Here is a 22,086-nt window from a genome sequence, read left to right on the forward strand (position 1 = left end):
CCCGGGCCCGTTTCGGCCCGGCAGGCCCCCCGCGACCGTTGCTCGTCGGTTGACGACCGCCCGCGACTTGGCCCGCGGACAGTCGCGACGCCCCGCTAAACCGCGCGGAAACCGCGCCTTCCGGAGCCTGAACAAGAAGAAGGGAGGCGCGGGGCGCGCCTCCCTCAAGTGGGTCGGATCAGGCTTCTCTCGCTCTCTGCTCGTAGGTTTTTTCGCCTGCGGCCTGTTCCGGGCGGGAGCGGCGAGACGCCGCCGCTCCCTCGTCGTTCTCAGCTGCAGCCCGAGGTGCCGCCGCAGGTGTTGCACTTCAGGCAGGTGCCGTTGCGCACCAGCGTGAAGTTCCCGCACTCCCCGCAGGGGTCGCCCTCGTAGCCCTGCATGCGGGCCTTGGCGCGGTCGTCCATCGCGCCGGAGGCGCGTCCGTCGAGCTCGGAGGCCACCGGCTTGACCAGCGTGTCGGCGATGGCCGAGCCGATCGGCTGCGCCTCGACCTCGGCGGTCGCGACGGCGGCGGTGGAGACCGCGGCGACCGAGGTCTCGGAGATGTCCTGGCCGCCGCGCAGCAGCACCAGGTTCTGCGGCATCCGCTGGCGGGTGTAGCCGGGCGAGGTCATCTCGCGCAGCATCGCCACCGCCTGCTCGGCCACGCTCTCGGGCGCCTCGGTGAAGTTGCGCTTCCCCTCCTCGTCGCCGCGGCCCATCTCGTCGAAGCGCACGCCCTCGGGCTGCACGTGGGCGAGATCGGTGCGGTCCAGGTAGGACACCGCCAGCTCCCGGAAGATGTAGTCGAGGATCGAGGTCGCGTTCTTGATCGAGTCGTTGCCCTGCACCAGGCCCGCCGGCTCGAAGCGGGTGAAGGTGAAGGCCTCGACGAACTCCTCCAGCGGCACGCCGTACTGGAGGCCGACCGAGATCGCGATGGCGAAGTTGTTCATCATCGCGCGGAAGGCGGCGCCTTCCTTGTGCATGTCGATGAAGATCTCGCCCAGGCGCCCATCCTGGTACTCGCCGGTGCGCAGGTAGACCTTGTGCCCGCCGACGATGGCCTTCTGGGTGTAGCCCTTGCGACGCTCGGGCAGCTTCTGGCGGTCGGCGGCGGCGCGGCGGATCTCCTTGACGATGATCTTCTCGACGATCTTCTCGGCGACGATCTCGGCGCGGGCGGCCATCGGGGCCTCGATCAGCTCCTCCTCGTCCTCCTCGTCCTCGATCAGCGAGGCCGAGAGGGGCTGCGAGAGCTTGGAGCCGTCGCGGTAGAGGGCGTTGGCCTTCACGCCGAGCGACCAGCTCAGCTCATAGGCCTCCAGGCAGTCCTCGATCGTGGCCTCGTTGGGCATGTTCACGGTCTTGGAGATCGCGCCCGAGATGAAGGACTGGGCGGCGGCCATCATGCGGATGTGGCTCTCGACCGAGAGGAACCGCTTGCCGATCTTGCCGCAGGGGTTGGCGCAGTCGAAGACGGGCAGATGCTCGGGGTCGAGGCCCGGCGCGCCCTCGACCGTCATCGTGCCGCAGACGTGCAGGTTGGCGGCGTCGATGTCGGCCTTCGAGAAGCCCAGGTGCTTGAGGAGCGAGAAGGCGGGGTCGTTGAGCTTCTCCTCCGGGATGCCCAGCGTGTCGCGGCAGAACTCCAGGCCCAGGGTGAACTGGTTGAAGACGAAGGAGATGTCGAAGGCGCTCTCGGTCGCGGCCTCGATCTTCTCCAGCTGCTCGGGGCCGAAGCCCTTGGCCGACAGCGCCGCCAGGTTCACGCCGGGGGCGTTCGACAGCGTGCCGTGGCCGACCGCGTAGCGCACGATCCGGTCGATGGCGACCTCGTCGTAGCCCAGCGTCTCCAGCGCGGCGGGAACCGACTGGTTGATGATCTTGAAGTAGCCGCCGCCGGCCAGCTTCTTGAACTTCACCAGGGCGAAGTCAGGCTCGATGCCCGTCGTGTCGCAGTCCATCACCAGGCCGATGGTGCCGGTCGGAGCGATCACCGAGGCCTGCGCGTTGCGGTAGCCGTGGGCCTCGCCCAGCGCCAGGGCCTCGTCCCAGGCGGCCTGGGCCCGCTCGACCAGCAGCGCGTCGGGGCAGTTCTCGATGTCGAGGGCGACCGGGTTCACGGCCAGGCCCTCGTAGCCCGCGGTCTCGCCATAGGCGGCGCGACGGTGATTGCGGATCACGCGGAGCATGTCCGAGGCGTTGCGCTCGTAGCAGGGGAACGGCCCGACCTCGGCGGCCATCTCGGCCGAGGTGGCGTAGCTGACGCCGGTCATGATCGCGGTCAGGGCGCCGGCGAGGGCGCGGCCCTCCTCGGAGTCGTAGCCCAGGCCCATGTTCATCAGCAGGCCGCCGATGTTGGCGTAGCCGAGCCCCAGCGTGCGGTAGTCGTAGGAGCGCTGCGCGATCTCCTTCGACGGGAACTGCGCCATCAGCACCGAGATCTCGAGCGTCACGGTCCACAGGCGGGTGGCGTGCTCATAGCCCTCGACGTCGAACTCGCCGGCGTTGAGGAACGCGAGCAGGTTCATCGAGGCTAGGTTGCAGGCCGTGTCGTCCAGGAACATGTACTCGGAGCACGGGTTCGAGGCGCGGATCGGGCCGTCCGTCGGGCAGGTGTGCCAGGCGTTGATGGTGTCGTGGAACTGGATGCCCGGGTCGGCGCAGGCCCAGGCGGCGTGGCCGATCTGGTCCCACAGCTCGCGGGCCGAGACGGTCTTGGCGACCTTGCCGTCGGTGCGCCGGATCAGCTCCCAGGGCTTGTCCTCGCGGACCGCGGCCAGGAAGGCGTCGGTGACGCGCACGGAGTTGTTGGAGTTCTGGCCCGAGACGGTCAGGTAGGCCTCGCCGTCCCAGTCGGTGTCGTAGGTCGAGAACTCGATCGAGGAATAGCCCTGGGCCGCGTACTGCAGCACGCGCTTGACGTAGGTCTCGGGGATCATGTCGCGGCGGGCGGCCTTCAGGGCCGCCTTCAGGCCGGGGTTCGCCTTGGGATCGGTCGCGCCCTCCTCCGAGCCGTCGAAGGCGCGGATGGCGGCGAAGATCTCGTTGAGGCGACGCTCATGCGCCTTGGAGCCGGCGACGAGGGAGGCGACCTTCTGCTCCTCGCGGACCTTCCAGTTGATGAAGGCCTCCACGTCGGGGTGATCCATGTCGCAGATCACCATCTTGGCGGCGCGCCGCGTGGTGCCGCCCGACTTGATGGCGCCCGCGGCGCGGTCGCCGATCTTGAGGAAGGACATCAGGCCCGACGAGCGGCCGCCGCCGCCCAGCGGCTCGTTCTCGGCGCGCACGGAGGAGAAGTTGGTGCCGGTGCCCGACCCGTATTTGAACAGCCGCGCCTCGCGGGTCCACAGGTCCATGATCCCGCCCTCGTTCACCAGGTCGTCGGAGACGGACTGGATGAAGCAGGCGTGGGGCTGCGGGTGCTCGTAGGCGGAGGCGGACTTCACCAGCTCGCCGGTCTGGTAGTCGACGTAGAAGTGGCCCTGCGACGGACCGTCGATGCCGTAGGCCCAGTGCAGGCCGGTGTTGAACCACTGCGGGCTGTTCGGCGCGGCCATCTGGGCGCACAGCATGTGGCGCATCTCGTCGTAATAGGCCTGCGCGTCGGCCTCGGACGAGAAGTAGCCGCCCTTCCAGCCCCAGTAGGCCCAGGCGCCTGCCAGCCGGTCGAAGACCTGCTGGGCGCGGGTCTCGCCGCCGTACCGCTTGTCCTTTGACATCTTCTTCAGCGCGGCCTCGTCGGGGACCGAGCGCCACAGGAATTCGGGCACGCCCTCTTCGGCGACCTTCTTCAGGCGCGCGGGCACGCCGGCCTTGCGGAAGTACTTCTGGGCGAGGACGTCGGCGGCGACCTGCGACCAGCCGGCGGGGACGTCGATGTCCCGCAGGCTGAAGACGATCGAGCCGTTGGGATTGCGGATCTCGGACGTGGCCTTGCGGAACTCGAAGGCCTCGTAGGGGGAGGCGCCGGCTTCGGTGAAACGGCGGGCGATCTGCATGGTGGTGTCCCTCTTCGGCCTGTTTTGCCAGGCGCTTAAGACGCGTTGGTCGGAACCGCGCGAACCCCTCCGCGCGGCAGGGGCGCCGGAGGCGCCCAGGATCTTGATGTCCGGTATGGCGGCCGAAGCCCCCGTGGTGGCGGTGACCACCAGATGTAGGCGGCTCTGTCCTGCTGAGCCCTAGATTATGGAATCCGGCCGACTCGACAACCCCGTTTTTCTGCAATCTCGCTAGATTTAGTCGTTGACCTCGGCGGGGCCGCTAGGGGTGGGGCTCGCGCGCATCCGGAACGAACACGGAACATTAATCAACGAGTCGCCCTCCCGCGTCCAGAGGAGGCCTGCGCGACGTCGCGGGCCGCGACGGCGCCGGCCCGGTTCCGCGAAGACGGTCGGCGAGTCGGACGGGGGATCGGGGCCGGCGACGCCCGGCGAGCGCGCGCCTCGCTGGAACGGAGGCCCTCAGGCGCGCACGTCCGTCCCGCGCCGCGGGCCGAACCATGCCCGCAGCGGGACGCCCGATGCGGCGCTCCCGCCCAGGGAGGTCTTCCCTCGTCCGGAGGCAGGAGACGGCGCCCCCAAGCACGAACGCCCGCGGCGCGCCGCGGGCGGTTCGCAAGCAACGGGCGCGACGCCCGACGCGGCGCCTTCAGCCGATGTCGCGCGTCAGCACCCGCTCCACCTCCGTCCGGCGCACGGGCGAGAAGCCCATGCGCTGGTAGAGGGGCAGCGCCGAGGGGTGGTCGAGGGCGCAGGTGTTCACGGTCATCTTCTCGACGCCCGGGCGCGACCAGCCGGCGTGGATCGCCTCGGCCAGCAGCCATTTCGCCAGGCCCTGGCCGCGGGTCGCGCCGGCGAGGCCGAAGTAGGCCAGCTCGCACACCCCCGCCTGGCGCCAGTCCAGCAGGAAGAAGCCGGCGGGCCAGCCCTCCCACATCAGGGTGTTGAGGGCCATGTCCTCGCGCGCGAGCTCGCGCTCCAGCGTCGCGGGATCGTCCGCGAGCCGGTCGGTCCACTCGTAGTCCTCGCCGACCAGCCGGTAGAGGTAGAGGAAATAGGACGCCGGCGGCGCCTTGGCGCGCACCAGCGCCACGGGGGCGTTCATCGGCAGGGGGAAATGCAGGCCCTCGGGGCGGCGGGTCATCTCCAGCCAGGTGATCGCGACCGAGATCCGCTCGCCCGCCTTGCCCGAGAGCCCGCCCGCGTTGGCGCCCCCCGCCGGGGTCATCGCGCGGGGCCCGTCTCGATGGCGAGGTCGGGATAGGCGCCCCACTCGGCCCAAGAGCCGTCGTAGACCGCGTGCTGCTTGTGCCCGATCCGCTCCAGCGCCAGGTCGAGCACGCAGGCGGTGACGCCCGAGCCGCAGGACGAGATCACCGGGCGGGAGAGATCGACCCCCGCCCCCTCGAACACCGCGCGCAAGGCCTCGGCGTCCTTCATGGTGCCGTCGGCGTTCAGCAGCGTGTCGTAGGGCACGTTGCGCGCGCCGGGGATGTGGCCCGCGCGCAGGCCGGGACGCGGCTCGGGCTGCTCGCCCGCGAAGCGGGGGGCGGAGCGGGCGTCGACCACCTGCTCCTTGCCCAGCTTCAGGGCCGCGGCCACCTGGGTCACGTCCTTGACCAGCATCGCGTTGCGCCGGGCGACGAAGTGGCGATCGCGCGGCAGGGGGGGCATGTCCTCGGTCGGGCGGCCCTCGGCCAGCCACTTGGGCAGGCCGCCGTCCAGCACCGCCACGTCATGGTGCCCGAACAGGCGGAACAGCCACCACACCCGCGCGGCCGAGAACAGGCCGGCGGCATCGTAGACCACCACACGGTGCGCGTCGCCGATGCCCATGGCGCGCACGCGGGAGACGAACTTCTCCTGCGGAGGGGCCATGTGGGGCAGCTCGGAGCGGCTGTCGGAAATCTCGTCGATGTCGAAGAACTGCGCGCCGGGGATGTGGGCCTGCGCATACTCGGCCTTCGCGTCGCGCCCGGCGGCGGGAAGCCACCAGGAGGCGTCGAGAACGCGTACGTCGGGCGCATCGAGATGCTCGGCCAGCCACTCCGTGCTCACCAGCAGCCGATCGTCGCTCGCGGCCATGCGTGTCTCCTTCCACCCTTGGTTCCGGTCGGTTCACCCGGCGGCCGGCCTGTCGTGACGACGGCCGGCCCGAAAGGCGTCTCTAGCCGCTCCGCCGCGCAGGGATCAAGACGGATGCGGCGCGAGCGGGCGCTCGCGGGGCGGTTGTTCCGCCGTGCGGAAGGGGGGCGGGGGCCCTCAGCCCCGCGCGCGGGCGCCGCGCAGGAGGAGCGTGAGGGCCAGCAGCAGCTCCGCCGCGAGCGGCACGAGGTAGATCGCCTGGACCTGGGCCTGCACCTCGGGCGCGAGCAGGCGCAGGGTGGAGCCGAGCAGGTAGACCGCCCCCGCCGCCGCCGGCGCCGCCGCCAGCCAGGTCGGGAACAGGGGCGAGCGGCGCAGCAGGACCGCGGTCGCGAGGCAGGAGAGGCCGAAGAAGACCAGGCCCACGTCGTAGCCCAGCGCGTGCAGCTCCAGCAGGGGCAGGACCAGCGCCCCCGCCTCGCCCCCCTGCCCCGCGGCCAAGAGCGCGGCGGGCTGCAGCAGCAGGCTCGCCGCCAGCACCGCCGCCTGCAGCAGCCGGAAGGCCAGCGCCGCCAGCGCCAGCGCCGCGCCCGCGGGCCGGAGCAGGAGATAGAGCAGCACCCCCACGCCCACGTCGCAGCCCACCATCGCCACGTCGAGCATGGCCGCCCAGCGCAGCGCCCCCGGCCAGGCGGCGACGGCCGCGAGCGTGGCGGCCGCGTCGCCGGGAACCACCACCGCGCCGCGGAGCGCGACCTCGGCCGAGATCCCGGCGGCGATGATCGCGAGGTATAGCGCCCCCGCCCAGCGGGCCCGCGCCCCCTCGGACGCGGTCGCCATCGCAGCCGTCGCCGTCGCGCTCTCGCCCATCGCCCGGTCTCCCCTCGCCCGCGCAGCCGCCCTGCCCCGCGGCCAGATGACCCCGCCCGACGGCGGGGCGCAAGGGCGCGGGCGGAGGGGACCGGAAGCGGTCGGGAGGGGGGCGAGGGCCTTGCCGCCAGGAGCCTCGAAAGAGAGGGGGCGTTCCGGCGGCCCCGGCGCCCGGCCGCGTCGCCTGAGCGTCGCGGTCGGGCGCCGGGGCCGGCCGTCGCGGATACGCCCGCACGCCGACGCCACGCCTGGAGCGCAGGGCCCGCGGGACGCCGGTCCGTGCCCGGGACCCGGCGGCGAGGGGACGCTCCAACTCGATCGGGCCGCAACGCGAACGCGCCCGTGTCTGCTACGCGAACCGGCCGACGCCGGTCATGGACCGGGGCGGCTTCGGCGCCCGCGGCGCGGCCCGAGGAAGGCAGGGCGCGCGGCCGCGGGCGGCCTGGGAGATGATCGGGCGAAACCACGCGAACGCGCCCGGAACTTACGCAACTCCGGGGCCGGACGACGCGCCCTCGCCCCGGTACATCCACAGATACGGGGCGGCCGGGCGGAGGGTTTCGCCAAACCCTGAAAAAAGATGAATCTTTCGTTCACGCCCCGATCACGTGAACGGCGAACCCTTCAAGCTACTGATTTTAATAAATTTTAAGTGATGCGCGTCCGCCAACTTTTTTCCTCGGAAGGGACGGATCCAAGGCCCGCAGCCCGGCGCGAGCGCACCTCCCGCCCACATTCCGCAAGACGCTCCGACGCCGGCCGCGCGACGCAGGCCTCTGCGCAGGCGCGGAGCGGGCGGCGAGCGCCAGTCCCCAAGACGATGCAGCCTGGGGCGCCCTGCGGGCGGGCCTGCCCGCGTCACGCCCGGCGCACGGCGCGCTCCGGACATGCCGACGCCGCGGCACGGGGGCCGCGGCGTTGGGTCGTCGCGCGCGTCAGGCCTCGGGTCAGGCGACCTCGCCGCCGCTGCCCGCCGCGGCCCTGGCGGCCGGGCGGCCGGCGTCGCCGCCGCCGCCGGCGGCTGGCTCGGTCGGCGGACGCTCCACCGCGCGGCGCACCTTGTGGCCGGGGCGGTGGGTCGAGATCCGCTCGGGCCGCGCGAAACTGTCGGCGCGGGCGCGCCGCCAGCGCGACATCAGCGCCTCGACCTCGCAGGTGCCGTCGATCAGGCTGCCCTCGGGGATCGGGTTGAAGATCAGGTCGCCCTCGATGGTCTCGCCCATCTTCTGGCGGAAGTTGAAGTGATAGGGGCTGACCTCGCCCGGATGCTCCAGCCCCGCCGCCCCGATCATGTGGGCCACGGCCTTGAGCGTGTTGCGGTGGAAGTTCGCCACGCGCACCGACTTGTCGCCCACGTCCACGGCCCGCTGGCGCAGCTTGTCCTGGGTGGCGACGCCGGCGGGGCACTCGTTGGTGTGGCAGGCCTGGGCCTGGATGCAGCCGACCGCGAACATGAAGCCGCGGGCCGAGTTGCACCAGTCCGCCCCCATCGCCATCGTGCGGCAGATGTCGAAGGCCGAGACCACCTTGCCCGAGGCGCCGATGCGGATCCGGTCGCGGATTCCCGCCCCGATCAGGGTGTTGTGGACGATCGCGAGCCCGTCCTGCAGCGGCATCCCCATGTGGTTGGAGAACTCGAGCGGCGCCGCGCCCGTGCCGCCTTCCGAGCCGTCGACCACGATGAAGTCGGGATAGATCCCCGTCTCCATCATCGCCTTGACGATGCACATGAACTCGCGCCGGTGGCCGATGCAGAGCTTGAAGCCCACCGGCTTGCCGTTCGAGAGCTCGCGCAGCTGGCCGATGAAGTCGACCATCTCGAGCGGCGTCGAAAAGGCGGAGTGGGAGGGCGGCGAGATGCAGTCCTCGTCCATCGGGACGTGGCGCGCCTCGGCGATCTCGGGGGTGATCTTGGCGGCGGGCAGCATGCCGCCGTGGCCGGGCTTCGCGCCCTGGCTGAGCTTGAGCTCGATCATCTTCACCTGGGGGTCCGCCGCCTGCTCCTGGAACAGTTTCGGCGAGAAGTTCCCGTTCTTGTCGCGGCAGCCGAAATACCCGGTGCCCACCTGGAAGATCAGGTCGCCGCCGCCGGCGCGGTGATAGCGCGAGATCCCGCCCTCGCCGGTGTCGTGGGCGAAACCGCCCATCCGCGCGCCGGTGTTCAGCGCGGTGATCGCGTTGCCCGAGAGCGCGCCGAAGGACATGGCGGAGATGTTGTAGATCGAGGCGTCGTAGGGCTGGCGGCAGTCGGGCCCGCCGACCTCGACGCGGAAGTCCCAGTCCTCGACATGCTTGGTGGCGACCGAATGGGTCATCCAGGCGTAGCCGGCGTCGTAGACGTGTTCGTGGGTGCCGAAGGGCTTCTTGTCCTCGACGTTCTTGGCGCGCTGGTAGACCAGCGAGCGCGCCTCGCGCGAGAACGGCTCCTCGTCCTCGTCGCTCTCGATCAGGTACTGGCGGATCTCGGGGCGGATGCCCTCGAACAGCCAGCGCATGTGGCCGATGACGGGGTAGTTGCGCAGGATCGCGTGGCGCGTCTGGATCAGGTCGCGGATGCCGATCACGAACAGCGCCAGCATCCCGACCGAGGCGATCCAGAGGATCACCTGCCAGGCGAGGATCTGGGCGTAGAGGGCCAGGACCGCGAAGACGACGGCGAGGACGGCGGTCAGGGCGAAGACGCTGTAGCGTTCCATTCGGGCCTCCGGGAAGGGGAGAGACCTGCCTGACCTAGCACGACTGCCTGACGATTTCCCAACCTGAAACGCCGCGCCCCACCGGGGCATTCCACGCCCCGGCGCCCGTTCCTTCCGTCGCCCGACCCAGGCGCCCCGGCGCGACGCCCGGGGTCCTCGCAAAGCGCCTGTTCTTCGGAGCCGTCTCTCGCTGATGCCGTGAAGAGCGACTCGGCGGGAGGGGTCAGGGATCGCGAAGCGACCCCGCCCTTGGGCGGGGCTTGTCCTTGACCCCTCCCGACGAGTCGCTCAGGCATCTTCAGCGAGAGACGGATCCGAAGGACAGGCGCGGCCCCCTGTTCTTTGGTGAGTCAGGAGCCCGCCGGAGGCTCCCGCCCTTCGCAAGAGAAAGCGCTTCCGAACCCAGAGGCCCAAGCCCGCCCGCAGGGCGCCCCCGTCCCCGGAGGCGCCCGACCGTTGCGGTCAGCGCGACATCACCGCGTCCGGCGCGCGGTCCTTCACCGCCGCCAGCAGGTCCGGCTTCAGCACCTTGCCCACCGCGTTGCGCGGCAGCGCGTCGAGCACGTGCAGCGCCGAGACGCGCTGGGTCTTGCCGAGGTTGGCGTTGGCCCCGTCGAGGATCGCCTGGGCGTCGGCCGAGGCACCGGGCCGCAGCACCACGCCCGCCACCGGCGTCTCGCCCCAGGCCTCGGAGGGGGCGCCGACGACGCCCACTTCCTGTACGTCGGGATGGGCGTGCAGCGCCTCCTCGAGGTCGGTGGCGTAGATGTTGAAGCCGCCGGAGATGATCATGTCCTTCTTGCGGCCCACGATGTAGAGGAACCCGTCCTCGTCGATGCGCCCCAGGTCGCCCGAGCGGAACACCACCCGCCCGTCCTCGAGCCGCAGCAGCGCCTTCTCGGTCAGGTCGTCGCGCCCGTGGTAGCCCGCCATCATCGCGGGGGATCGGCCCACGACCTCGCCGACCTCGCCCTGCGGCACGGGGCGGTCGTCGTCGTCGAGCAGCACCAGGTCCGAGCCCAGCGCCGGCTGGCCGACCGAGCCCGACTTGTCGGGGAAGGCCTTGAGGTCGAGCATCGCCGAGACCCCGCCCTCGGTCAGGCCGTAGAGCTCGATGAAGCGCCCGGGCCAGCGGGCGATGATCTCGTTCTTGGTGGCGGCCGCCAGCGGGGAGGAGGTGCAGATCGTCAGCTCCAGCGAGGAGATGTCGGTCTTCGCCAGCTCCTCGGCCTTGAACAGGCGCTGGATCAGCACCGGCACCAGCATGCAGCAGGTGATCTTCTGGCTTTCGACCAGGCCCAGCCAGGTGGGGGTGTCCCACTTGGGCAGGAAGGTCACCGTGCCGCCCTCGGCCAGCGTGGCGATCATCGCGACGAGGGTGGTGTTGGAATAGAGCGGCGTGGTCAGCAGCGTGCGGCTGTCGGGCGAGACGCCGTTGGCGGTGAAGCGCGGCATCTGGCGGGAGCGGAACAGGTGCGTGTGCACGATCCCCTTGGGGATGCCGGTCGTGCCCGACGAGTAGATGATGTTGAACAGGTCCTCGGGCTCGATCTCGGGCAGCTCGCCCCCCGAGCCGTCCTCGCCGGGGGCCGGCAGGTCCATGTCCAGCAGCTTCGTCCAGCCCTCGGCCTCGAAGTCGAGGGCGAGCTTGGCCACGTTGGCGAGGCCGGGCTTCGAGGCGAGGATCGCCTCGACCCGATCCTTCTGGGAGGCGGAGGCGACCACGCAGGGGGCGCCCGCGTCGGCGATCATGGTGGCCAGCGTCGCGTCGGCCGCGGTCACCGGCATCGGCGCCACGCAGCCGCCCGCCGCGAGCCCCGCGAGGTAGGCCACGCAGTAGTCGAGCGGCGTGTCGGCGACGATCGAGACGACCGCGCGCCGGGTCAGCCCCTTGCGGATCATCAGGGCGGCGGCGCGCTCGGCCAGGGCGCAGGTCTGGGCCCAGGTCAGCATCCGCTCGCCTTCGCGCAGCGCGGGATGGTCCGGGCGCTCGGCCGCGTGGCGGCGCATCCGGCCCGGCAGGGTGCGGAACTCGTGCTCGGGCAGCGGGAGCGGCTGGATGGTCAGGGGGGCGGTGTCGGGCATGCTGTCGGCGTCTCTTCCCTTCGGGCGACGCGGCCCCGCGCAGGGAGGGGGCGGAGGGCGCGTCCTGTCGTTGCGTCGCGCCTCTCGCCCGCGCGGCCGGGGCCGTCCGGCGGGACCGGAGGCGGGGCGGCGCGGGGGCGGAGACGCGAAGGCATCCTGAGGGTTCCCCGCGCCCCCTGCAAGCCGGTCGGCAGGGAAGCGACGCCGCAGGCGGGCGCGGACGCACGCCCTTGGCGCGCCTGCGACGGCGCGCGACGGGAGCGTCCGACGCAGCCGACAGGCGCGTCCCCGCCGCCCGCGCTCCGCGCGCCCGGCCGACGGCGGCGTCGCAGGAAGCAGCGGGCCGGCGCGCGGCCGGCCCCGCCCCCGGTTCAGGCGGCCTTGTCCTGCGCCTTCAGCAGCCGCTTCACGCCCGAGGCGGCGGCGACGGTTCCGTCCTTGGCGAAAGCCTCGTGGCGGGCCTCGATCCGATCGAGGTCGTAGAGATAGTTCACCATCGCCCCGCAGCCGTTGGCGAGCCCCCCCTCCGAGAGGTCCGCCGGCCAGTGCACGTCGGCCAGCGTCGCGCCGTTGCCCAGGTGGAAGCGGGCCACCGGATCCTCGGGCCGGGCGTCGGCGCGCTTGCTCTCCAGCAGGTACTGGGCGGTGCGGCGCTGGAAGCGGGCGGCCAGCGCCTTGCGCTCGGCCTCGTCCTCGCGCCAGCGGCCGGCGGCCAGGCGCTCGCGCAGCTCGGCGGCGAGCGGGTCCTCCTTGGCGGTGCGCGCGAGCCAGGCGGCGAAGCCGGGCACGGGGGAGAGGGTGACGAAGGTCTTGAGGTTCGGCAGCTCGCGCGAGAGCTCCTGCACCACCTGCTTGATCAGGAACGAGCCGAAGGTGACGCCCCTGAGCCCGCCCTGGCAGTTGGAGATCGAGTAGAACACCGCCGTGTCCGCGTCCCGCGGGTCCACCGCGCCGCCGCCCTCCAGCACCGGGGCGATGGCGCCCGGCACGCCGTCGGTCAGCGCCACCTCGACGAAGACCAGCGGCTCGTCGCCGGTGGCGGGGTGGAAGAAGGCGAAGCAGCGCCGGTCGGGCGGGTCCAGCCGGCGGCGCAGGTCGTCCCAGTCGCGGATCTCGTGCACCGCCTCGTAGGCCACGATCTTCTCCAGGATCGCGGCGGGGGTGTTCCAGTCGATCTCGCGCAGCACCAGGAAGCCGCGGTTGAACCAGGAGGCGAAGAGATGCGCGAAGTCGACGTCGAGCGGCTTCAGCGACGGATCGGCCCTGGCCGCGGCCAGCAGGTCCTCGCGCATGCGCACCAGGGCGATGGTGCCGCCGGGGCACAGGTTCAGCGCGCGCAGCAGGGCCTGGCGGCGGGGCTCGACCGCCTCGAACAGGCGCGCGAAGGCGGCCTCGGCGGTTTCGGCGGCGGGCTCCTGCTCCGGCCGGCGGGCGGCGAGGTCCCAGGCGGCGTAGGCGGCGCGCACCGCCTCGGCGTCGGCGCCGTAGTCGTCGAGCAGGCGGTGGAAGAAGGCCGCGCGCTGCTCGGGGTCGAGGCGCTGGTAGGCCTCCAGCGCCTCCGCCGCCGCGGCGATGCGGGTGGCGTCGCCGCCGGGCTTCATCAGGCGGGCGCAGGCCTCGGCCAGCGCGCGGTCGGGCGCCCCGGCGCCGCCGCTCGACCAGGGGCGGTCGTTGAGGCGCAGGGCCGACAGCAGATCCTGGACGAAATCGATGTTGATGCTGGGCATCGGCGGACCTCCTGCACGATGGATGGCGGCGCCTCAGGCTAGCCGAGTCGCGCCTCGGGGTCGAAGATTGCGTGGCATGACCGTACGGCGGGCCGCGCCCGGGCCGGCGACGCCCGGGGGCGAATCCGGCGAGGATCGGGGCGGGCCATTAAGCGAATCCTAAACCTCCGCGGCGCAGATGGTCGGCATGAAGACGCCGTTCATGGTTGACGCGCCACGACGGCTCAGGCCTCTTCTTTCCCGAGAGGAAACGCCGTGATTTCGAGTCGCACCATGATGCTCCGCAGCACGACCGCAGCCGTCGTGCTGTCCGCCGCCGTCGCCGCGTCCGGCCTCGGCCCCGCGCAGGCGGAGGAGGTTCCGTCGATCTCCACCGGGTGGGAGCCGGCGTGGTCCGGCGGGTGCTGCGACGCGGTCGCCGCGCCGCCCCGCCGCTGGGGCCCGCGCCTGCCCTCGCCGGTGCGCGACCTGCGCCGGCGCGAGCCGGTGTGGCTGTTCCCCGAGCCGACGCCCTACGGCAAGCCGATCTACTTCGCCCCCGCGGCCGAACTTTCGGTGACGGCGCCGGGCGTCTCGGTCTCGGGCGCCTATTTCGGCGACCTGCCCTTCGGCCTGCCCGACCGCCTGCCCAAGGCGCAGCTCACCCTGTCGGGCGATCTGCCGGACTACGACCTGCCGGGCGACCTGTCCTTCGACTCGATCCGCACGAGCCTGCGCGCCCTGGCGCTGCCCGAGGGCGAGGCGCGGCTGGACGTGGCCGGGCACTGGGCGACGGCGAGCTACGACGCCGACGCGAACCTGCTGAGCCTGACCGCGCCGCTCCTCGACCTCGACCGCAGCTGGACGGCCGAGACCGGGCGCGACGCCGAGCGGATCTTCCGCCGCCTGTGGCGCAAGCACCGCTCGACGATCGAGACGGCCTATCTGAAGTGGTCGGCGGCCCACCGCTCGGACGATCCCGTCGCCGGCAACCCGTGGTCGACGATGTACATGATGGCGACGGGGGGCGTGGATTCGTTCTTCTTCACCTCCAGCCTCGCCGACGGCGCCGGCGGGCGGCCGGTGATGATGATGCGCGGCCTGAGCGCGACGGGCGAGACGGGGGGCGAGCTCGCCTATGCCGAGGGCGCGGGCGGCCTGCCCCGCTCGGGCCCCGTGCGCGGCGGCCCCAGCGGCTTCTCGGGGACCACGGCGGGCGCGGTCCCGCTGGGCGCCGACGGGCGCGTGCACCTGGTGTTCTCGGCCCCGATGGCCTGGGCGGCCACCGGCGGCGCGCACCGGCTGAACGGCGCGGCCAACGTGGGCCTGCTGGCCGAGGTGCTGCCCGACTGGACGCTGGGCCTGATGGCCCAGGGCGGCATCGGCGCGCAGACCGCGGCGGGCGCGGCCTGGCTCGCCGGCAGCTCGGTCGCCTCGCGCTACACGCTCGAGGCGTCGGACGGGCTGTCGCTGAGCTTCCTCAACAGCGTGTCGAGCCTGACCACCCTGCCCTTCGAATACGCGGGGCGGACGGTGGACTACGACCTCTCCAACCTGGCGATGCGCAACGCCGTGGCGGCCGAGCGGCCGCTGGCCGCGCCCGACGGCATCCGCGCCGTGGACATGCTGGGGATGGAGCTGTCGCAGACCCGCTTCACCGGCGACGCCCTCTATGTCGAGCAGAGCTGGGAGGCCGCGGTCACCTGGCGGCGCATCGACCCGCAGCTGGGCGAGGTCGCCGCGGCCCGCCTCTCGGCGCTCGCCACCGACGCCGGCGACACCGGCGCCCGCCTGTCGCTCGACCTCGCGTTCTGAGCCGCCGGCGCAGGGCCCCGCCGTTCCGCCCGGAGACGCGACCGCGATGCGGGAACCGACCGTGGATCGTCGGCGGCGGCTTGCAGGACAAGACCGGTAGCCTGGCCCGCGCGCAGGCGTCCGGGCCGGGCCGCAACGCCAAACACGGCGAGGCGACGCCTGAACGCCGCCGTCCGGACGGCGGTCCGGGCATCACGTGGGACGGAAGCTGCACGGCGCTTGACGCTGCCTCGAGCGCCCGCCCCTCTCCCTGACGTCGCCTGAGAATGGCGTCGGCCCTTCGGACGGCGCCAGGCGACAGGAGTTCTGCAACCGGAATGTCTGCGAGCGTCCCTTTCTGAAGCGCCGGCGGTCGAGCGCGCAGCGGCCGACGTCGCCGCGCCCGCCCTGCGGGACAACCGGCGCGAGGCGGCGAGTCTCGCGGAGCGGACTAGCGCCGACGGGTGTCGCGGGCCGGGCGCCCATGGGCGTCCGGACTCGCACCGCGGGCGACATGCGGGCGGCGACGCGACGCGGGCGCGGGGAGGGCGGCCGCTCGGCTTGCTCGCCGCGGCGACGAGGCTCGCGATCCACGGCGCGGGGGCGGCGACCCTCGCGGGCCGATCGCGCGGCGGCAGGTCATGGCGCGCGGCGATGGACGGCCCGGCCGGGCTTCGCCCAACTGGCGCAAATCATCATGCGAATTACTGGCGTCTTCGGACGCCAAGCCATCGAAACCACAGACGCGCCCAAGCGAACGCGCCGCAGCCCCGGGGCCGCGACTTCGGGCGATTAAATATTCCCAACGCCTGATCTCAGGACTATAGACACCAGATCGACCGGCGCCCGGACGCCGGTCGGCGCGTTTCCGCCCGCCGCCCCCCGACCTTTCCGGGGAACGGAGGCCGCCGGGGCCGCGCTCGTCCGACACAGGTTCCCGAACGCACGCCATGGCCGCACCCCCGACCCCGTCCGCCCGGCCCGCAGGCCGCCGTCGCGCGCCCGCGCGCGGTCTCAGCCGGCCGCAGGCCATCGCCGAGACGCTGAAGGACTGGATCGTCGAGCAGGACCTGGCCCCCGGCGACCGGCTGCCCCAGGAGGCGCAGCTGATCGCGCTGCTGGGCGCCTCGAAGGGCACGGTGCGCGAGGCGCTGAGGGTGCTGGAGACGCAGGGCCTGATCCGCACCCGCACCGGCCCCGGCGGCGGCGCCTTCATCACGCCCGTGCGCCCCGACCATGCCGAGCTGCTGCTGGCGAACCTGTTCTTCTTCGAACACCCCTCCCTGCCCGACCTGCTGGAGATGCGCCGCGCCCTGATGCCGGCGCTGGCCGAGAACCTGGCCGGCGCGGCCTCGCCCGAGACGCTGGCCGCGTTGGACAAGGCCGCCGCGCCGGTGGCCGAGGCCGCGGACCCCGCCGCCCGGCAGGCCGCCGGCCTCGCCTTCGACGAGGCGCTGGCCGCCGCGGCCGCCAACCCGGTGCTGCGCTTCACCTGCCGCTTCCTCGCCCGGATGCTCGCCGAACTGGTGGAGCGCCCGAGGGCCGCAGGCCCCGAAGGCCACGCCAACGGGATGGCCGAGGGCGGCTGGGCGGGCGAGTTGATCGCCGCGCTCGAGGCCCGCGACGCCGCCGCGGCGGCCGCGATCATGACTGCGCGGCTGGATCGCGAGGGGCTGGAGCTGACCGCCTCGGGCGCGCAGGTCGCACGGCGCTTCCTGCCGTCGGCGCGTCCCTGACCCGGACGCGCGCCCGTCTCAGGACGGGTCGGCGGCGCGCATCCGCGCGCGGATGTTGCGGGGCGTGATGGCGCGCCCGGTGCGGGCGTCGGTCAGCTGCGGCTCGACCGGCTCGCCGGTGTCGCGGAACTCGTAGACCAGCGGCGGCCCGTCCTCGAGCGGCAGGTGGCGGTCGGCCCAGCCCACCAGGCTCATCAGCACCGGCTGCAGGTCCAGCCCCCGCTCGGTCAGGCGGTATTCGTGACGCGCCGGACGCTCCTGATACAGCTTCCGTTCGAGCACGCCCGCGGTCTCCAGCTTGCGCAGACGGTCGGCGAGGACGTGGCGCGTGACGCCGAGGCTTTCCTGAAACCGCTCGAACCGACGGGTCCCGCGGAAGCAGTCCCGCAGGATCAGAAGCGTCCAGCGGTCCCCGATCACGGACAGGGCCCGGGCCACCGGACAGGACTCGTCGCTCAGCTCGTTCCAGCGCATGGCGGAGATATAGCACGGCTTGACAGGTTCCGAAAGGGAACGCACTCTGAGGGTGCGTTCCAAATAAGAACCCACCTGCCGACGGTCGACTGCGACCGACCCCGAACGGAGAGCCCCCCGATGACCGACCAGACCCCCGCCGCGACCACGCGCACCCGCAGCTACGAGTACGAGGTGGCGAGCTTCGATCCCGCGGCGGCCATGCGCCTGAGCGGGCTGGACTATATGCGCGCCCTGACCGCGGGAGAGATCGGCTCCCGCCCCTCGATCGGCGCGACCATCGGCATGGGGATCCCCTACGATGTCGAGCCCGGCTCGGTCCGCTTCGACGCCGAGCCCTCGGACTTCCTGCTCAACCCGCTGGGCACGGTGCATGGCGGCTTCGCGGCGACGGTGCTCGATTCGGCGCTGGGCGTGGCGGCGCACACGGTGATTCCGGCGGCCCACGGCTATTCCACCGCCGAGCTGAAGGTGAACTACACCCGCGCCATCCTGCCGACGACCGGCACGCTGACCTGCACGGGCACGGTGGTGCACGCGGGTCGGCGGATGGTCACCACCGAGGCGCGGCTGGTCGGCAAGGCCGACGGCAAGCTCTACGCCCACGGCTCGGCCACGCTGTTCGTCTTCCCCCTCAAGGACGCCTGAGATGGCCGCGCTCGAGCCCCCCGTCGCTGCGCCCCCCGTGGTCGCGCCCAGCCGGGCGGATGCGCGCGCCGCGCTGCGCGCGGCCCGCACGCGGCGCCTGCTGACCGGGCCCATCGGCCCGACGCTGGCGCGGATGGCGGCGCCCAACGTGCTGGCGATGGCGGTGACCGCCGCCGTCTCGATCGCCGAGGCGGGCTTCGCGGGGCGGCTGGGGGTCTCGGCGCTGGCGGGCCTGGCGATGGTGTTCCCCTTCGTGATGCTGACGCAGATGCTGTCGGGGGGCGCCTTCGGGGGCGCGATCTCGGCCGCGGTGGCGCGCGCGCTGGGGGCGGGAGACCTGCGCCGAGCCGAGCGGCTGGCCCTGCACGCCTGCGTCATCGCGGTGACGGCGGCGGCGATCTCGGCGCTGCTGATGGCGGCCTTCGGGCGGCCGCTGTTCACGCTGCTGGCGGGCGTTCGGGGCGCGGCCGAGGGCGGCGCGGTCGAGGCGGCGCTGGCCTACGCGGCGGTCTTCTTCCCCGGCTGCTTCGCGCACTGGCTGTGCAACGCGATGCTCTCGGCGGTGCGGGGGACGGGCGACATGGCCACGCCCTCTATGATCCTGCTGCTCTCGGCGCTGGGGTCGATCCCCGCGGCGGGGGCGCTGTCGCTGGGCTGGGGGCCGTTCCCCGAGCTGGGGATGGCGGGCCTCGCGGCCGGACAGGTGGTGGCCTATTCCATCGGCACGCTGGCGGGGCTGGCGGTGTGGATCTCGGGCCGCTCGGGGCTCAGCCTGCGGGGCGCGATCGCGCCGCTGCAGGGGGCGCTGTTCATGGACATCCTGCGCGTGGGGCTGGTGGCCTCGCTGTCCGCGATCCAGACGGTGACGACGATCGTCGCGATGGTCGGCCTTGTCGGCCGCTTCGGAGAGCCGGCGCTGGCGGGCTACGGGCTGGGCACGCGGCTGGAGTTCCTGATGGTGCCGGTGGTGTTCGGCATCGGGGCGGCGATGACCGCGATGGTCGGCGCCTGCGTGGGCGCGGGCGATCTCGCGCGCGCCCTGCGGGTGGCCTGGACCGGCGCCGTCGCCGCGGCGGTGATCGTGGGCGGCGTGGGCCTGCTGTGCGCCGCGGCGCCGGAGCTGTGGCTGGGCCTGTTCCTGCCGCCCGAGGCCGAGGCCGCGCGCGCCGCGGGCCGCGCCTATTTCGCGCTGGTCGGCCCGTTCTACGGCTTCTTCGCGCTGGGCCTCGCGCTCTATTTCGCCAGCCAGGGCGCGGGGCGGGTGCTGTGGCCGGTGCTGGGCGGCTTCGCGCGGCTGTTCGTGGCCATCGGCGGCGGCTTCCTCGCGGTCGAGACGCTGGACCTCGGGCTCGACGGCGTGTTCGGCGCGGTGGCGCTGGGGATGCTGATCTACGGGCTGATGACCGCGGCCGCGATCCGGATGGGGGCCTGGGGCCGACCCTGACGGCCCCCCTGCCCCCGCCTCTGGGCGTCGCCTCCGGGCGGCGCCCTTTTTCGTTGCAGCGGCGCCGCGGTCAATCGGCGACGGCCGCGCGGCCGGCCTCGCGCAGGCGCGCGGCGTCCTCGGCCGACATCGCGCCCCCGCCCGCCGCGGCGGCCCGGCGGGAGGCGGAGCGCAGGCGAGCGGCCTCGGCCGGGGCGATCACCGGCTCGCCCAGCGTCTCGGCCCGGGCGGCGGCGACGGCGGCCTCGAGCTGCAGCGACTGCGCGATCTCGGCGCCGTTCGCGGGATCCGGCGCGCCCGGCCCGACCTCGCCCGGGGGCGGCATGTCGGGCACGTCGGCGAGCCGCGGCCAGGGCTGGTCGGCGAGGTCCGGCGTCTCCGGAAGGTCCAGCACGGCGAAGGCCCCGCGCGGGCCGGTCAGCGGATCGTCGAGACCGCAGCCGGCCAGGCCCATCCCGCAGAGCAACATTATTGCTGCGCTGCACAATGACGCAGAGGGTCTCACGGGTTTGTTCGCCTGCTCGATTGGGTGCATGATGGGCCGGACCATAACGATCGCCGCCTGGCCACGCCAGAGCGACGCGAAGCTCCGGCCGCCTGAAAGAGCCGGGGCTCGACCCGGAGGACGACCAGATGGAAGAACGCGACCTCGCATCCCAGGCCGCGGACGTCGCCGCGGACTACACCGCCTTCGCCACGAACATGGCCAAGGTGATGGAGACCTCCCAGGGCATCTGGATGCGCCTGATGCAGGCCCAGGCCAAGGACGACCGGCCGATCCATGCCGATCCGCTGAACGCCCTGCCCGCGCTGGCGGAGATGCAGCAGGCCTTCATGAACCACCCCCAGCAGGTGGCCGAGCGCAGCCTGCAGCTGTGGATGGCCCAGGCCGAGCTGATGCGCCGCGCCACCGCCCAGTGGCTGGGGACCGAGCCGGCCGCGCCGGTGAAGACGCCCGCGCGGGGCGACAAGCGGTTCAAGCACGACCGTTGGACCGACGACCGGATCTTCGACTACATCAAGCAGTCCTACCTGCTGACCGCGGAATACCTCGAGCATGTCGCCGACGACGTGGGCGAGGAGATGGACCTGCGCGACCGCAAGAAGATCGCCTTCCTGACCAAGCAGTTCGTCGACGCGATGTCGCCCACGAACTTCGCCGCCATGAACCCCGAGGTGCTGGAGGCGACCTTCGAGCAGAAGGGCGAGAACCTGGTGCGCGGCCTGAAGATGATGGCCGAGGACCTGGAACGGGGCAAAGGCAGCCTCATCATCCGCCAGACCGACATGGACGCCTTCCAGGTCGGCCGCGACATGGCGGTGACCGAGGGCCAGGTGGTCTTCCAGAACGAGGTGATGCAGCTCATCCAGTACGCGCCGACGACCGAGCAGGTCCACGCGACGCCGCTGCTGTTCATCCCGCCCTGGATCAACAAGTACTACATCCTCGACCTCAACACCCAGAAGTCGCTGGTCAAGTGGATGACCGAGCAGGGGTTCACCGTCTTCCTGATCTCCTGGGTGAACCCCGACGAGCGGCAGAAGGACGAGACCTGGGACAGCTACCTCGAGAAGGGCGCGCTGACCGCGATCGACAAGGTGCTGGAGGAGACGGGCCAGAAGACGCTGAACGTCACCGCCTACTGCATCGGCGGCACGCTGACCGCGACGATGCTGGCCTACATGAAGAAGACCGGCGACAAGCGGGTGAAGTCCTGCACCTTCTTCACCGCCCTGACCGACTTCGAGGACGCGGGCGACCTGCAGGTGTTCGTGGACGAGAACACGCTGCGCGTGGTCGACGACCAGATGACCAAGGGCTACCTGCCGGCCGAGGCGATGGCCAACACGTTCAACATGCTGCGCGCCTCGGACCTGATCTGGAACTACGTCGTCTCGAACTACTATCTCGGGAAGGACCCGTTCCCGTTCGACCTGCTCTACTGGAACGCGGATTCCACCGCGATGCCGGCGAAGGTCCACCACTACTACCTCGAGAAGTTCTACCACGGGAACGCGCTGTCGAAGGGCGACCTGCGGGTGCTGAACATGCCGGTGGCGCTGTCGGACATCACCGTGCCCGTCTACCACGTCGCCTCGAAGGAGGATCACATCGCCCCCGCCGCGGCGGTCTACCGCGGCGCGCGGCTGATGACGGGGGTGAAGGAGATGCGCTTCGTGGTGGCGGGATCGGGCCACATCGCCGGCGTGGTGAACCCGCCGGAGATGAAGAAGTACCAGCACTGGGTGGACGGCGACATGAACGCCGAGCAGGTCGAGGACTACCTCGCCACCGCCGAGGAGCGCCCCGGCTCCTGGTGGCCGGACTGGGCGGCGTGGCTCGCCAAGCGCTCCGGCCGCATGGTCGAGGCGCGCCAGCCCGGCGCGGTGCTGGGCACGATAGAGCCGGCCCCGGGGAGTTACGTGAAGCGGCGCTTCGACGAGGAGTGAGGCGTCGAACCGGCGCCGGCAATAATGCGAGGCTCGCTGCAGTTGCAGCGAGCCTCGTCTCTTGATCAAGGATGGGATCGGAAATCACTTGGCTGCGGGTTGCGAGGCCGA

At 72.3% G+C, this 22,086-nt stretch carries 14 protein-coding genes; 5 read left to right on the top strand and 9 right to left on the bottom strand.

Annotated features, from left to right (window positions below):
* Positions 1–269: 269 nt before the first annotated feature.
* From P2H44_RS20255 to P2H44_RS20285, 7 genes are all read right to left on the bottom strand, one after another.
* Positions 270–3,986 (bottom strand): vitamin B12-dependent ribonucleotide reductase, encoded by a 3,717-nt coding sequence (locus P2H44_RS20255; protein WP_275766499.1) that lies wholly within the window; start codon positions 3,984–3,986, stop codon positions 270–272.
* 649 nt (positions 3,987–4,635) lie between these two features.
* Positions 4,636–5,214, bottom strand: a complete 579-nt coding sequence (locus P2H44_RS20260; RefSeq protein WP_275766501.1) for a GNAT family N-acetyltransferase — start codon at positions 5,212–5,214, stop codon at positions 4,636–4,638.
* Positions 5,211–6,071, bottom strand: coding sequence for a 3-mercaptopyruvate sulfurtransferase (gene sseA, locus P2H44_RS20265; protein ID WP_275766502.1), 861 nt, complete (start codon positions 6,069–6,071; stop codon positions 5,211–5,213). Before sseA ends, P2H44_RS20260 begins: the two co-directional genes overlap by 4 nt.
* A 177-nt stretch (positions 6,072–6,248) precedes the next feature.
* Positions 6,249–6,941 (bottom strand): DUF4386 domain-containing protein, encoded by a 693-nt coding sequence (locus P2H44_RS20270; protein WP_275766504.1) that lies wholly within the window; start codon positions 6,939–6,941, stop codon positions 6,249–6,251.
* Between the two features lie 947 nt (positions 6,942–7,888).
* Positions 7,889–9,637 (bottom strand): FMN-binding glutamate synthase family protein, encoded by a 1,749-nt coding sequence (locus tag P2H44_RS20275; protein WP_275766506.1) that lies wholly within the window; start codon positions 9,635–9,637, stop codon positions 7,889–7,891.
* 462 nt (positions 9,638–10,099) lie between these two features.
* A complete protein-coding gene (locus P2H44_RS20280) occupies positions 10,100–11,722 on the bottom strand; it encodes a class I adenylate-forming enzyme family protein (protein WP_275766508.1) in 1,623 nt (540 codons plus the stop codon).
* Positions 11,723–12,093: 371 nt separating this feature from the next.
* Positions 12,094–13,449: a malonyl-CoA decarboxylase domain-containing protein gene (locus P2H44_RS20285; RefSeq protein WP_275766511.1), complete on the bottom strand. Its 1,356-nt coding sequence runs from the start codon at positions 13,447–13,449 to the stop codon at positions 12,094–12,096.
* A gap of 273 nt (positions 13,450–13,722) precedes the next feature.
* On the opposite strand from P2H44_RS20285, the gene P2H44_RS20290 reads away from it, so the two are divergent.
* Complete coding sequence (locus P2H44_RS20290) at positions 13,723–15,243, top strand: hypothetical protein (RefSeq protein ID WP_275766514.1); 1,521 nt, start codon at positions 13,723–13,725, stop codon at positions 15,241–15,243.
* 929 nt (positions 15,244–16,172) lie between these two features.
* Positions 16,173–16,958 carry a FadR/GntR family transcriptional regulator gene (locus P2H44_RS20295; RefSeq protein ID WP_275766515.1) on the top strand — a complete coding sequence of 262 codons (786 nt, stop codon included), beginning with the start codon at positions 16,173–16,175 and terminating at the stop codon, positions 16,956–16,958.
* Positions 16,959–16,976: 18 nt separating this feature from the next.
* Here P2H44_RS20295 and P2H44_RS20300 read toward each other — a convergent pair whose 3' ends face one another.
* Positions 16,977–17,396 (bottom strand): winged helix-turn-helix transcriptional regulator, encoded by a 420-nt coding sequence (locus P2H44_RS20300; protein WP_275766516.1) that lies wholly within the window; start codon positions 17,394–17,396, stop codon positions 16,977–16,979.
* 156 nt (positions 17,397–17,552) lie between these two features.
* Between P2H44_RS20300 and P2H44_RS20305 the strand changes: the two genes are divergently transcribed.
* Both P2H44_RS20305 and P2H44_RS20310 read left to right on the top strand, forming a co-directional pair.
* Entirely contained in the window at positions 17,553–18,080 is a 528-nt protein-coding gene (locus P2H44_RS20305; protein ID WP_275766518.1) for a PaaI family thioesterase, read from the top strand.
* Position 18,081: 1 nt separating this feature from the next.
* Positions 18,082–19,524 carry an MATE family efflux transporter gene (locus P2H44_RS20310; protein ID WP_275766520.1) on the top strand — a complete coding sequence of 481 codons (1,443 nt, stop codon included), beginning with the start codon at positions 18,082–18,084 and terminating at the stop codon, positions 19,522–19,524.
* Positions 19,525–19,594: 70 nt separating this feature from the next.
* On the opposite strand, the gene P2H44_RS20315 is transcribed toward P2H44_RS20310, so the two are convergent.
* Positions 19,595–19,993: a hypothetical protein gene (locus P2H44_RS20315; RefSeq protein ID WP_275766522.1), complete on the bottom strand. Its 399-nt coding sequence runs from the start codon at positions 19,991–19,993 to the stop codon at positions 19,595–19,597.
* 164 nt (positions 19,994–20,157) lie between these two features.
* Between P2H44_RS20315 and P2H44_RS20320 the strand changes: the two genes are divergently transcribed.
* Positions 20,158–21,975: a PHA/PHB synthase family protein gene (locus P2H44_RS20320; protein ID WP_275766524.1), complete on the top strand. Its 1,818-nt coding sequence runs from the start codon at positions 20,158–20,160 to the stop codon at positions 21,973–21,975.
* The last annotated feature ends 111 nt before the right edge of the window (positions 21,976–22,086 follow it).

This window comes from Albimonas marina (assembly GCF_029223255.1).
Taxonomy (GTDB): Bacteria; Pseudomonadota; Alphaproteobacteria; order Rhodobacterales; family Rhodobacteraceae; genus Albimonas.